The following is a 12,806-nucleotide window of genomic DNA, read 5'->3' on the forward strand; positions in this document are numbered from 1 at the left end:
ATAAAATGTCGACCCCAATGCTGAAAACACCACTACATGCTTTATTGCTGTTGATGATTGCCATGTTGTGTGTGCAAGGCAGTGGTTCTTTGGCCAAAATTCTGTTTCAAAGCTTTCCTGTACTGACCGTTTCCGCTATGCGCCTATTTTTTGGTGCGATCATATTGGCGGTGATTTTTAAAATCTGGACCATCAATTTTAAAGTAGTGCGCTGGAAAGCCATTCTCACTTATGGAGTGGCACTTGCAGGCATGAATGCGCTGTTCTATTTATCACTAGAACGCTTACCGCTCGGTCTTGCCGTTGCCTTTGAATTTATTGGGCCTTTAAGTGTCGCGCTGTATCATGCTCGGCAGAAATATGACTTCATCTGGGTTGGCTGTGCCATTCTAGGTTTAATGTTGCTCTTTCCTTTGCAACAGGCACAACAAGGTCTCGACATGCTTGGCGTATTCTTTGCTGTCAGTGCGGGTGCGTGTTGGGCCCTGTATATTATTGCAGGACAAAAACCGTCAGGCATCTCTGGTAATCACACCGTCTGTTTAGGCATGTCGATTGGTATGCTCTGCTTATTGCCCTTTGCACTCTTTTCAGGCGCCATCGATCGAGTCTTTGAACTGCCAAACTTATACTATTTTATTGGTCTTGCGATCTTAGCCAGTGCCTTGCCCTTTACCTTAGAAATGATTGCCTTGCGTAGTTTAACCCCGCTTAGCTTTGGTACCTTGATGAGCTTAGAACCTGCGGTTGCCGCCCTCTCAGGCTTTATATTCTTAGGTGAAATGTTACTTTGGAATCAATGGTTAGCATTGGGCACCATTATTATTGCCTCGATTGGCTGTACCTTTACCACGCAACAGGCTCGACAGCAGAAAGAGGCCAAATAAATGATCTTGCCTCAACATCAGAAAAACGCTCTCACTTCTCTTGGAGATCTTAGATGAGAAATCTCCAACTGGTCGCCGTGCTGTACATGGTGTTGTCCATGTTGTCCTATCAAATCAGCGCATCCTTTGCCAAGCAATTGATTGCCACACTTGATCCACTCACGGTGACCATTTTAAGACTGTGTTTTGCGACCATTCTGGTCTCGATCATGTTCCGTTCATGGAAAATCATTTCCAAATTGAAAGAACTGAAATGGCGAGATTTACTCTGTTATAGCGCAGCCTTAGGGTGTATGAATATTCTGTTCTACACCTCTTTGGGTAAGTTACCTCAAGGCATTGCGGTGGGCTTAGAGTTTATTGGCCCTTTGGGTTTGGCGTTACTCTCGATTAAACAGCGTAGTGATTATATTTGGGTGGCATTTGCAATTTTAGGCATTGCTTTGATGGTACCGTGGCACGATGCTCAAGCACAGCATTTCTCCTATATCGGTGCAGCCTGTGCGTTGGGTGCAGGGTTCTTTTGGGCCTTGTATATTTATTATGGGCATCGCGTGGTGCAGCAGAATATTGGCATGCATGCGCTAACGATTGCTATTGGTTTATCCGCACTGACCTTACTGCCTTTTGGCCTATGGAATAACGCGCCGGTGCTACTAGATACTCAATATTGGGGTAAAGCACTGGTGATTGCCCTAATGGCAACTGCGATTCCTTATGCTCTGGATTTAATGGCGCTCAAACGCCTGACTAAGCTCAGTTATGGGACGCTTTCCAGCCTTGCGCCTGCATTGGCAGCCTTAGCAGGTCTGGTACTGCTACATGAGCGAATTAGCTTAATTCAGTGGGTGGCTTTGGCTTGCATTATGGTGGCTTCGATTGGTGTTACCTTACGTGGAGGGAAAGCTTAGGTAGATCTAAGCATCTAGCCCGTAATGATCTGATAGCCCAAGCGGCAGATTAAAATACTCACAAGTATCAAGAATAAAATACGGATAAAGCCACTGCCGTATTTTAGAGCCAAACGTACACCCAATAACGAGCCAGCAATATTGGCAACTGCCATCATCATTCCCAAGGCAAAAAGCACATGACCTGTCGGAATAAAGAAACTGAGTGCTGCCAGATTGGTCATTAAATTGCCAATCTTTGCCAATGCCGAAGCATGTAAAAAATCGACCTGTAGAAAACGAATAAAAAAGAAAATAAAGAAACTGCCCGTACCCGGGCCAAAAATACCATCATAGAAACCGATGGCTAGACTACCAATTGCAGCCAGTACCAATAACTTTGGCGTGATCTGTTGATCGACATGGACTTGCCCAAACTGCTTTTTGGCGAAGGTATAAATCGCGATCACAATCAGCATGACCAAGACAATCGGTCTTAAGATATGCGTCGGAATCAATGATACACATGCTGCACCAATAAAGGAGCTAATAAAGGCAAACAGCGCAATCACGCCCAACAGCGACCACTGCAATTTCACCCGACGTACAAATGAAAATGCAGCAGAGCCTGTCCCAAAAATGGATGCCAGCTTATTGGTTCCAAATAAGGTGGCTGGCGCTGTCTGCGGTAAAGCACCCATCAATGCGGGAATCTGAATCAGCCCACCTCCGCCTACGGCGGCATCAATTGTTCCTGCACAAAAAGCAAAGAACACTAAGGTTAGAATCAGTTCCCATTCCATTAACGATACTCTTATAAATTTAACAAGCGTTTTGGTACTAGACGTTTTTTATCGGTGATTTCAGCCAAACCTAGGCAACGTTCACCATCAAAAACCAACACTTCAGCTGCAGCTTCATGATCAATATTGCTTTCCTGACCGTTACCAAAATACTTTCCACGGCCTTCAGGCAATTGCACACGAGGAAAATGCTCAACAGGTGCATAGACTGGCAGCAATAAGGCATCGCGTTGTTCTTGGGTAAGGCTTTCGAGATATTCAATGGTATAACTTGGATTAATCTCAAAATGGCCTGTCTGGGTACGATGCAATTTAGTTAAATGGCCGCCACAGCCCAAAGCCTCGCCAATATCTTCGCCTAATACACGGATATAAGTGCCTTTTGAACAAGTCACATCCAATGTCAAACTATCTTCAGTAAAGCCAAGCAAGCTTAAGTTATAAATGGTGACTGGACGTGCTTCACGCTCAATTTCGATCCCTTGACGTGCCAATTCATAGAGTGGACGACCATCACGTTTCAAGGCCGAATACATCGGTGGCACTTGCTGAATATCACCACGGAATTGCTCAAGTATTTGTTCAATTCGTTCTTTGCTCAATGTCGGCACTTGTCTCTGCTGGAGGATTTCGCCTTCAACATCACCTGTCGCTGTGGTTTGCCCTAATTTGACCGTGGTTTGATAACGTTTGGTTGAGTCCAGTAAGTAATGTGAAAACTTGGTCGCTTCACCCAAACAGATCGGCAATAAACCTGTCGCCAATGGATCGAGCGCACCTGTATGTCCCGCTTTTTGCGCATTAAAAAGTCGACGCACTTTTTGCAGCGCAGTATTAGAACTTAAACCTAAAGGCTTATTTAATAGGAAAACACCGCTCAAATGACGATAAGAACTTTTTTTCATAAAAGAAAAATCAAAGCATAAAGACCTATTTTAGCAAAACTCGGTCTAGGATTTAAAAAAGGATTGGCTTTTAGCCATCAACTGACATAAAAAAAATGCGCCAAAGGCGCATTTTCTTGCTTTAAAACAAAGTTAAAATTAACCTTGTTTACGAGCTGGTAACTTTTCACGAATACGTGCAGCTTTACCAGACAACTCGCGTAGGTAGTAAAGTTTAGCACGACGAACGTCACCACGACGTTTCACTTCGATTTTAGCAACGATTGGAGAGTGAGTTTGGAAAACACGCTCAACACCAACACCGCTAGAGATTTTACGAACTGTGAAAGCAGAGTTTAAACCACGGTTTTTCTTCGCGATTACAACACCTTCAAATGCTTGAAGACGCTCACGGTCACCCTCTTTTACTTTAACTTGAACGATAACTGTATCGCCCGGTGCAAAAGCAGGGATGTCTGATTTTAACTGTGCATTTTCAACAGCTTGAACTAAAGGATGTTTACCACTCATTGTGGAATCTCCAATATGTGCGGGAGAGAAGAGGTCTCTGACACCGCTGGGAATAGAGGCTAAAGCGCATATCTCCCGTTTAACTTTCCCCTTAAGACCAACGTCTTAAAGAGCCTATTTTTAACTTAAACTAGGTTTAAGTAGAACTCGAAGCAAAGCTTCTCGTTGGGTACAAAGACAAACTGATACCAGTTTAACCTTTGGAATTTTTTAACCATTTAATTTGCTGCTTAGTCAACTCTACTTTTTCTACCAATTCTGGTCGACGATCTAAAGTTCGTTGATAACGCTGCAAAAAACGCCATTTCTCAATATTGGCATGATGTCCTGATTTAAGTACCTCAGGCACATCCAACCCTTCGAAACAGTCAGGCTTGGTATATTGTGGACAATCCAGTAAACCATCCACAAAAGAATCTTGTATCGCAGATTGCTCGTCAGACATGACATTTGGCAATCGACGAATAATACTATCGAGCAATACCATCGCAGGAAGTTCACCACCCGATAAGACGTAATCCCCAATTGACCATTCTTGATCAACATAATGCTGGATTAAACGCTCATCGACCCCTTCATAACGCCCACACAATACAATCAAACCATCATAATCAACGAATTGTTGTACTGCCTGTTCATTTAAGGTTTTGCCTTGCGGTGACATATACACCACTGGCGCATGGACACAGCCTGCTTGCATTGCAAGTTGTTTAGCATGGGTAATTGCTTGTGCCAAAGGCTCAGCCATCATCACCATACCCGGACCACCACCGAACGGACGTTCATCCACTCGTTTATAGTTGCCCTCAGCAAAATCTCGTGGGTTAATGCAAGTCACTTGCACGATGTCACGCTTTGCTGCACGCCCGCTAATCCCGTGCGCTGTAATCGCTTCAAACATTTCAGGAAACAATGTGATGACTGCAAAAAACACCGCAGACTCCTCTATTTTCCTGCTGCGCTACCTTCCCCGAAAGGATTAGTAGTCTACGCCCCAATTGACGTAAATACGACCAGCTTCAAGATCAACGCGTTGTACCACATCTTTATGCCAAGGAATCATTCGCTCTTCAGCATCAATGCTATCAGGCGTCGCTTTGACAACCATGACATCATTGGCACCAGTTTCAAACAGTTCGTAGATTTGACCGAGATTGACTTCTTGTTCTTCATCATCAAGACCTAACACCGTTAGACCTTTAAGATCAGACCAGTAGTACTCGTCTACATCTGCTTTTGGAAGCTGAGATTTGGCAATCCAGATATTTGCGCCAACTAAGTTTTCTGCACCCGTGCGATCATTTACGCCTTTTAATGCAACAACCAAGCCTTTGCCATGTGGTTTCCAACGTTTTACATCAATAGTTTGCCAACCTGCCTTGGTTTCAATGTACCAAGGAAGGTAGTCAAACATATTGCTCATAGGTTCTGTATTAGAGTAAACCCAGAGCCACCCATTCAATCCATAAGCTGAACGTAACTGTCCAATCTGAATACGATCTTCTGGCACATTCTGTGTCGATGTCATGGGCTACCTACTACAATTATGCAGTAGTTGCAGCTTTTTTAGCTTGAGCAGCTAAAGAAGCAACGCGATCTGAAGGTTGAGCACCTTGAGCAACCCAGTGAGCAAAACGGTCAGCATCTAAACGAACTTTTTCAGCTTTACCTTGTGCAGTTGGGTTAAAGAAACCAATACGCTCGATGAAACGACCATCACGTGCATTGCGGCTATCAGTTACAATGATTTGATAGAATGGACGTTTTTTTGCACCACCGCGCGCTAAACGAATAACAACCATGAGAACAACCTTATAATTTTTACGGATTATCCCTGCGCCGACCATCGGCAACACTTCAAACCCCTTTCATAGAGGGCGATATTCTACGTTATATTTGCTTTGAAAGAAAGATTAAATTTTGGGTTATCCACAGCTCTGAATTTAATTTATAAAATCTGCTGAGTTACCAGTCTTCAGTCTCATTGCCACAGCTTGATGTCGTGATATTTGCAGCCGTTTTGGTCTTACACTTAAGACCTGTGCTGGTTAATAACAAGGAATAATTCCTCGGACTTTGACTCACGGCTTTTAATGACCACGCCTGAGTATTGACCGTTAAGCTTAATGTGAATTTTTGGTTAGCACTCGTTGCTGTCAAAGGTAGAAGCAAGGTGGTGTTGGTCGCGCTAGGTACGGAATAGTAAGCACCTTGATTCGTCGCAGTTCCTTTCAGCACAAAACCATCATAACTAAAATTGCGTGCCCGATGTTTTTCCAAAAGCTCAGCAACTTTGAGCATTTCTTGCTGTGCTGTAGATAAATCTGCACGGCGGATATAGGTGTCATAGCTCGGAATCGCGATCGCAGCAATAATTGCCACGATTGCAACCGTAATCATTAGTTCAATCAAAGTAAAGCCTGTGCAAGGTTTCGTTGCACAACAACGAGCGCTAGGTCGGAAATGGTAAGAAACACGAGGTCTTATCACTTCCGAAGCCACACATCGACATAACTGCATTTTATTCATTACGTTCATACCAAGTGAGTGGCACTAATTGACGACGCATGGTATTCATTGGAAGTTTACTATTCCCAATTTTATCTTTTGCATTTGGATTCAGTAACTGACGTGTCAGACCATTTTTGTCACTTAAACCAATTCCAGCACCCACCATTGAATCCACAATCCCATGCCCTGCGCCAAAGCTCATAGTGATGTCTTTGACGTCTTGTTCACAGACACCAAACGGTAAGCAGAAACGTTGAACTGTAGTTGCGCCATTGGCCTGAATTTTACAACCATTGCCTATAGTTGTATTAGGATTATAAACACTGGCATAAAGGCTCTTATTCATCACCACCATTTCGCTTAAGACCTTACTCCCCGTTTGATTGGTAAGACTCACTTCATTACCTTGTGCATCAAGCTCTTTTCCAACCACGGTATTGGCCTGTGCATACCAACCATTTGGCAGCATCGCTTTGACTTGTACTAGATTCTTCCCTTTCAAATCACTCCCAGTCAGCATTGCTTTAAGATCAGTTGGTAAAAGTTTAGGTGTGCTATTCCCCGTAGCGATGAAATTTTTGCGCACGACATCCTGATCAAAGAGATTATAAATCGTACTACTTGAAGTCTTATCACTATAAGGTAGGCTACGATTTCCTGATGCAATACTCACCACGGCAAGCGGTTGTTCATAGCCATAAACACTAAAGTTTGGTGCTTCATAGAAGCGGCTTGTACCATCTTTAAACAGCACACTATAAGCACCACAACTACCAGCTTTTGTACCAAAGTCCTTACTTAAATCAACCCGCCAGACTTGGCCACCAAGGTCACCAAAGTAAAGGTGATCTGTAAGGCCATCCCCATCGCGATCAACCGCATTGATACGGCTGACAACGCTGTATAGATCTTTCATCTTCAATCCATAGCTTGCATCATCTGGATTGCATGAAGTACTTTGACTATCTCCACCCGCATACCAAATTAAATCGCCATTATCGGCATCAAACATATACACCATACGGCCTTTGGTTGCCGTGGTAATCGTTGGAACGACTTTTTCATATTCCATATCATAACCACCACCCACCAGCATCACACGTTTTGCTGCACCTTTATACATAATGGTAGTGATCGTCGGTTTAGACCAACTTTGTCCCATGGATGCCAAGGCAGTATTAATAGTGGTTTTATAACTTCCATTCGTTTGTAGACTGATAATACGGTTATTATCTGGATCGATATGGAATTTGAGTTTTGGCTGGGTGATATCACTTAGATCCAAGGCATAATAACTACGCCCTCCCATACGTAAACCGCCATAGGCCATTTGCTTACCTTTCGCGAGAACCTTACTGTCTTTTTTAATTTCACCAACCGTTGCAATGACCTCACTACTGGTACTACCGCTACTCACTGCTTTCATGCCATAGACATATTCGCTATACATCGTCCATGCACCATCAATTCCATAGGCCATATTGGCTTTTACACCCGATGGTTTTTCCAAAAATGCTTTACTTTGTTGCGTATTTTCCAACATCTCATTCGGTACAAAGGCAAACATTTCCTCACCAGTTTTGGCATCAACCACATGTAAAAGACCTTGAGTGGTGCCAAACAACATATAGTCTTTGCGTTCTTTCACACTATTGTCTGTATTAAAAACGGCTTCCTGAGTCAATTTAATCGGAGTTGAATGTAGATTCATGCCCACTTGCCAATTAGTACGGTTTGTCTCAGTCAAATCAGCAGTTGTTGCGGCATTGCCTACGTTATAGCCCAACAAATTCATCAACAAATAGCCTTTCGTATCTGTCTGTGCTGTTGTTCCAGAACCACATTGAATATCTAGATATTTCTTATCAATCGTTTTCAGACCTCCCACTTCAGTGAATTGATACGTTGTCGTATTTTCGATTTGCTGGCAATCACGATTAATTAGTATTTTACGTTCTGTAATAATGGGTTTAGTTGGATCTGAATTATCCGTCTTATTTTTTAAATTTTTAAGTTTGGCCAGTACCCCTCCCTTATTCCAGTCTTGTACATCGTAGCTTGTTGAGCTGGTATCCCATGCGTCTTTGAGCTTATTAATCGAATTATCAGTTTCTACATAATACTTTTTAAAGTTCCCAAACCAACTGGCTTTTTCCGTTGGCTCAAACATACTTTTATAGACTTCATTACTCATCCGATACGGTGTAAGCGGATCTTCAGGTAGTGTTTGTAAACCAATTGGGTCGCCATCTGTTACCCCTAAATCATCATGAAAATCCTTGATACTTTGCGCGATATTTTGGCTATTCGCAGCGTTATACCAACCACCACCGCCGATCACGCCCCAACGTGCCATATTTTTAATATCTTCTGGATTTCTTGGTAATAAACGGTCTAACAGACTGGTAATCCCTGTGGTTAAACCACTGCCGATCAAACTATTCGGCAATAAACCATCTAAAAGTGCTCCCGTGGCGCCCAGTAAATCACGCACTGCTTTCGGTACAATACCTGTTAACAGTTGATCCTGTGCCACATTGGTACTTGAGATTTGGGTTAAGCCTTTGGTATCCGTGCTATTTTCCTGTCCTGCAATATAACTTGGCAATTGTAAAAATGAGCGATCCAAACCAATCACGGCGGTTTTAATTGGATTAGTTTTTAATGCCCGAATATCCCGAGCATAGGCACCAATACACTGCCATGTTGCAAAATCAGTATTATCATTTGAGTTTTTATTATTTCCTAAAGTCGTGGCTTTTAGCTCTGTTGAATTACATCTAAATCCCCAATTATCATTCAAACGTCCATCTTTATATTGCACACTTAAAGCCTGACTATTATCCAAGGAACGCGCCATCAAGCGCTCCATCGCAACTTTAGTCGCATCAGATTGACTACCTTGAGGTTGCAATAAAGAGTCTGTTAAAGTCGGGGCAATGGTTGGTACTCCACCTGCAATCACCATTAATCCATTGGCATCACATTGCGGCGCGGTTGATGGTGCTTGATAAAAATTACCATTACTTTTAATCAGTGGATTAATACTACTATTATTATTTTGGCTGTCACTAAAACCACTATATTTGGCATCTACATCAGCACGATATTCATAGAAAATTTCTTGCTTACCCACTTGCAAAACACCTAACAAGTTTAATAAATTCCCATCAACTTTTTTATAGCCATTGGTATTTAGCAGACCAGCATATTTCCAATCAGCACAAGTCATACCATCGGCTTTCCAAGTCTTACATTCATAATCAGTCCATAATAATGGTGCGCCAAATAACCCTAATAAAGCATTACGTTTAGCATATTGTCTTGCACCTGTCCCCTTGGTGGTATTCCCCAACAAGTAGGCGCCTGTTTCAGCATAGGTACTTGCCATTGGATTATTACCACCAAGTCCCAACATGGTCAGTACATCATTTAAGGCATTATTGGTATTTTCCAAATTCAATAATTCACTCACCGCATCAAGTGGGTTACTTAAAATTTTCCCTAGGGTGGCAACCACATCATTCAACAAACCAGTGACTAGCTTCGGTGCAATCGAGAGTAAGCTTTGCAAATTGAACTCACCTTTTGAATCCATATTTGAGCTAGCGATATAGTCAATCATATGCTGGCGATGCGTTTTCGTTTTCCCGTTATACAAATAAGTATCACTAAGTAATTTGGGTTCAAATACAATTGCACCAGCACGATCATTCACGGTTTGGTTATAAGGTGAAATAGATAACCCGACCATGGTGCTATCAGGAATTTGATCAATATCAGGCAGACCAGCCTCCCCCTTTTTACCTTTCAAGACATCGGTGAGCGCCATACGGACACGTGAATTTTTATCATAGCAGCGATAAATTCCTACCGTAGATGAATTGGTAATCGATTTAAGCAAACTAATATCAATCAGCGGATCACAAGTTTCACGGATATATTGTTCAGCAGATAACCCAGTTTTCACCCCCAATAAACCATTGAGTAAGTTATCCAGTAACTTAACCGTTGCATCCGTAGTAACTACCGTACACGACTGACGTGGGAATGGATAAGCCGTACTCGGCTGCTCTGTTTTAATCTCTGCAATGGAATCTAGTATTCCTTGGCCTTGTCCATTACCAAGTAACCCTTTCAAGATCAACTGATTCACTAAATCAGTTGCCTCTTTAGTTACATTGATCAGATCGGTTTGACCTGCGACTTTAATCCCCAAATTCAAACCATTTTTGCCTAGTACATCGGTAACCCCTTGATCGATACATAAGGGATAATCTTTCACCAAGTCCAAAAGACCTGCACCGCCCATACTGCGAGACTGATCAACCATCAACATGAGACGTTTTTTATTGCCTGCTGCTGGTTGGTAAATCTCAATATCACTGGCAGTTGCGACAGATGAAAAAATCAAAAAGCTAGATGCGATCGTACAACTCAACAATAATGCTTTGGTTCTGTGTTCTTGTGGATGCTCATGTTTAAACTGTTTTTTTATCTTATTATTATTCATGACCTTTCTCCCTTATGAACTCGAAGGTTCAAAGTCAGACAAGAAACGATATTCTGCGACTTGTATGTTATATATCGGTTTTTCTGTATTTTGTTTTAAGCAGGTCGCAACATCATTTGCGCCGTTGTTATCGATACTTTTGGTTAAACAGCCCTTTTTAATATCGTTATCTGCTGTAAACAGAGCATCGGAGGTGAGTAAGCCCTGCATGACAGATACAACATAGACACGTAAGCGAATATTATTTTCAGTTTTTGCACCCAACACCTCTGTCCCACGCGACAAATCTGCAAAAGGGACTGTAGATCCGATTTCTCTTTTAATATAAACCTGTGTAACCACTTGCTTACGACCACTCGACTGAGATGCTGTATCATTCGTGGCATTGTTAGGATCAACTTTACAAGCACCGCTATTGCTTGACATCGGCTCAAAAGTTGTACTATTCAATCGGTAAGCCGCTTTACTTAATGCAAATGGTTCTGAACCTGAAAAACAAAACACCAGTTCCGCATTTTTGTTATTTTCATTTTTAAAGAACCCAACAACACCATTGGCCGAAGCCAAATTCTGCTGCGTATTTGGATCTTGAAAATACATCAGTGCAGCATCTGCATTTTGCGCCAATAGCGTTTGTATTTGATGATTACTCACCAACTTGAGTGAACTGATACTTTGACGGATTGCCAATGTCCCCACAATCGTGATCATGAGTACGATCATCAATACAACGATCAATGTTGAACCGCGTTGAGCATATCTCATGTGCCAGCCCCCCCATTTGTGCAACTTGTGCTTTTAGTACTGTCACAGCCTTCTGAAACCCACCCCATCGCATTTCTTAAAGCAATCGTTTGATCAACGACCTGTCGTAAATAATTATCCTGAGAAGCTGGCGTGAGATTGACTTTTGTTCCAAGAATCTGAAATGGCTCTTTATTTCTTTGTTTAATGACTGACTGATTGCCGGTTTTATCATCAGAGCGAACTAAAACGCCAATTTGAATCGCATGGACATAAGGACGAACCGTCTGTGTTACTCCATCTACATTCTTTTTGGCGGCCGTCAAGGCCATATAGTTTTTAACATCCGTATAGGCCAACATGCTGTTCGCACTGTTGAGATCTCCATCCATATATCCCAAACGAATTTGGAAAAGATCCACATTCGGCAAAATCACCTGACTTGTACTCCAAGCGAGCTTCAAACGGTCTGTTGCGGTTTTGCTATCAAGTACTGCTTGCGTATATTGTGCAGCCTGACAACGTAAAGATTGACGTGCATCCGTTGAAGTCGAACCCACATAGTAGCGCTGTACCACAAAAGTTCCGCTTGCAACATCCTGTCCCGAGCAATCAATCCCACCTTGAGGTGCCTGATAGCGAATCAGCAATTGGTCATTGGTTAGTCCAGTAACATTGGCATTGCCAAAACTAGCAATCTGATTATTCGAGAAACAATCCGTACAATTCAGGTCAATTTTTTCACCCACATTATTCGAGCTGAGTAAAATACCCGCATAAGCTGTTTGGTCATTAATCGCGGGAACTGGAGAGCTTAAGTTTGCTTTGCGAATATCATCAACAATAAAGTTCAACCCCAAACTCGCATTATCTTGGATATGTGCCATCGCTTTTTGTAGCTTATAACTGGTGATCCCTGTAATAAAAAGTTGAATCGCAGCAGCGACAATCAACAAACCCAATGTCAGTGAAATCATCAGCTCGATCAGGGTAAATCCTGCCTGACCCTTACTATGTTTTAGATTTAAGAGGCCTATTTCCAT

Annotated in this window: 12 protein-coding genes; 2 read left to right on the forward strand and 10 right to left on the reverse strand. The window is 42.4% G+C overall.

The genetic code is table 11. The features are described from left to right. The first annotated feature begins 5 nt into the window (after nt 1-5). Both F902_RS04080 and F902_RS04085 read left to right on the forward strand, forming a co-directional pair. On the forward strand, nt 6-887 hold the full coding sequence (locus F902_RS04080) for an EamA family transporter (RefSeq protein WP_017402255.1): 882 nt from the start codon (nt 6-8) through the stop codon (nt 885-887). Between the two features lie 53 nt (nt 888-940). Continuing rightward, nucleotides 941-1,798: an EamA family transporter gene (locus F902_RS04085; RefSeq protein ID WP_005201304.1), complete on the forward strand. Its 858-nt coding sequence runs from the start codon at nt 941-943 to the stop codon at nt 1,796-1,798. Between the two features lie 14 nt (nt 1,799-1,812). Here the strand turns inward: F902_RS04085 and F902_RS04090 are convergent, their stop codons facing one another. The 10 genes from F902_RS04090 to F902_RS04135 all read right to left on the reverse strand — a co-directional run bounded on the left by F902_RS04090 (nt 1,813) and on the right by F902_RS04135 (nt 12,806). Further along, nucleotides 1,813-2,580 (reverse strand): sulfite exporter TauE/SafE family protein, encoded by a 768-nt coding sequence (locus F902_RS04090; protein ID WP_005201305.1) that lies wholly within the window; start codon nt 2,578-2,580, stop codon nt 1,813-1,815. Nucleotides 2,581-2,591: 11 nt separating this feature from the next. Beyond that, complete coding sequence (truB, locus tag F902_RS04095) at nt 2,592-3,485, reverse strand: tRNA pseudouridine(55) synthase TruB (RefSeq protein WP_005201306.1); 894 nt, start codon at nt 3,483-3,485, stop codon at nt 2,592-2,594. A gap of 138 nt (nt 3,486-3,623) precedes the next feature. Next, the gene (gene rplS / locus F902_RS04100) at nt 3,624-3,995 is read right to left on the reverse strand and encodes a 50S ribosomal protein L19 (protein WP_004657502.1); all 372 of its coding nucleotides are present in this window, start codon (nt 3,993-3,995) and stop codon (nt 3,624-3,626) included. 193 nt (nt 3,996-4,188) lie between these two features. Further along, nucleotides 4,189-4,929, reverse strand: a complete 741-nt coding sequence (gene trmD, locus F902_RS04105; protein WP_005147283.1) for a tRNA (guanosine(37)-N1)-methyltransferase TrmD — start codon at nt 4,927-4,929, stop codon at nt 4,189-4,191. Nucleotides 4,930-4,974: 45 nt separating this feature from the next. Then, on the reverse strand, nt 4,975-5,523 hold the full coding sequence (gene rimM / locus F902_RS04110; protein ID WP_005156501.1) for a ribosome maturation factor RimM: 549 nt from the start codon (nt 5,521-5,523) through the stop codon (nt 4,975-4,977). A 16-nt stretch (nt 5,524-5,539) separates the two neighbouring features. After that, the gene (gene rpsP, locus F902_RS04115) at nt 5,540-5,797 is read right to left on the reverse strand and encodes a 30S ribosomal protein S16 (RefSeq protein ID WP_004660208.1); all 258 of its coding nucleotides are present in this window, start codon (nt 5,795-5,797) and stop codon (nt 5,540-5,542) included. Between the two features lie 163 nt (nt 5,798-5,960). Next, nucleotides 5,961-6,395, reverse strand: a complete 435-nt coding sequence (locus tag F902_RS04120; protein WP_017402257.1) for a type IV pilin protein — start codon at nt 6,393-6,395, stop codon at nt 5,961-5,963. Between the two features lie 121 nt (nt 6,396-6,516). Beyond that, the gene (locus F902_RS04125; RefSeq protein ID WP_005201309.1) at nt 6,517-11,019 is read right to left on the reverse strand and encodes a pilus assembly protein; all 4,503 of its coding nucleotides are present in this window, start codon (nt 11,017-11,019) and stop codon (nt 6,517-6,519) included. Nucleotides 11,020-11,031: 12 nt separating this feature from the next. Beyond that, a complete protein-coding gene (locus tag F902_RS04130) occupies nt 11,032-11,784 on the reverse strand; it encodes a pilus assembly PilX family protein (protein WP_005201310.1) in 753 nt (250 codons plus the stop codon). Beyond that, nucleotides 11,781-12,806, reverse strand: a complete 1,026-nt coding sequence (locus F902_RS04135; protein WP_005201311.1) for a PilW family protein — start codon at nt 12,804-12,806, stop codon at nt 11,781-11,783. Before F902_RS04135 ends, F902_RS04130 begins: the two co-directional genes overlap by 4 nt.

It is taken from the genome of Acinetobacter higginsii, assembly GCF_000369525.1.
GTDB lineage: Bacteria > Pseudomonadota > Gammaproteobacteria > Pseudomonadales > Moraxellaceae > Acinetobacter > Acinetobacter higginsii.

Excerpts from the sequence above, each read along its gene's own strand:
- F902_RS04085 (WP_005201304.1), top strand. The coding sequence starts at position 941 with ATGAGAAATCTCCAACTGGTCGCCGTGCTGTACATGGTGTTGTCCATG.
- F902_RS04130 (WP_005201310.1), bottom strand. The coding sequence starts at position 11,784 with ATGAGATATGCTCAACGCGGTTCAACATTGATCGTTGTATTGATGATC.
- rpsP (WP_004660208.1), bottom strand. The coding sequence starts at position 5,797 with ATGGTTGTTATTCGTTTAGCGCGCGGTGGTGCAAAAAAACGTCCATTC.
- F902_RS04090 (WP_005201305.1), bottom strand. The coding sequence starts at position 2,580 with ATGGAATGGGAACTGATTCTAACCTTAGTGTTCTTTGCTTTTTGTGCA.
- F902_RS04125 (WP_005201309.1), bottom strand. The coding sequence starts at position 11,019 with ATGAATAATAATAAGATAAAAAAACAGTTTAAACATGAGCATCCACAA.
- F902_RS04120 (WP_017402257.1), bottom strand. The coding sequence starts at position 6,395 with ATGATTACGGTTGCAATCGTGGCAATTATTGCTGCGATCGCGATTCCG.
- rplS (WP_004657502.1), bottom strand. The coding sequence starts at position 3,995 with ATGAGTGGTAAACATCCTTTAGTTCAAGCTGTTGAAAATGCACAGTTA.
- rimM (WP_005156501.1), bottom strand. The coding sequence starts at position 5,523 with ATGACATCGACACAGAATGTGCCAGAAGATCGTATTCAGATTGGACAG.
- F902_RS04135 (WP_005201311.1), bottom strand. The coding sequence starts at position 12,806 with ATGGAAATAGGCCTCTTAAATCTAAAACATAGTAAGGGTCAGGCAGGA.
- F902_RS04080 (WP_017402255.1), top strand. The coding sequence starts at position 6 with ATGTCGACCCCAATGCTGAAAACACCACTACATGCTTTATTGCTGTTG.
- truB (WP_005201306.1), bottom strand. The coding sequence starts at position 3,485 with ATGAAAAAAAGTTCTTATCGTCATTTGAGCGGTGTTTTCCTATTAAAT.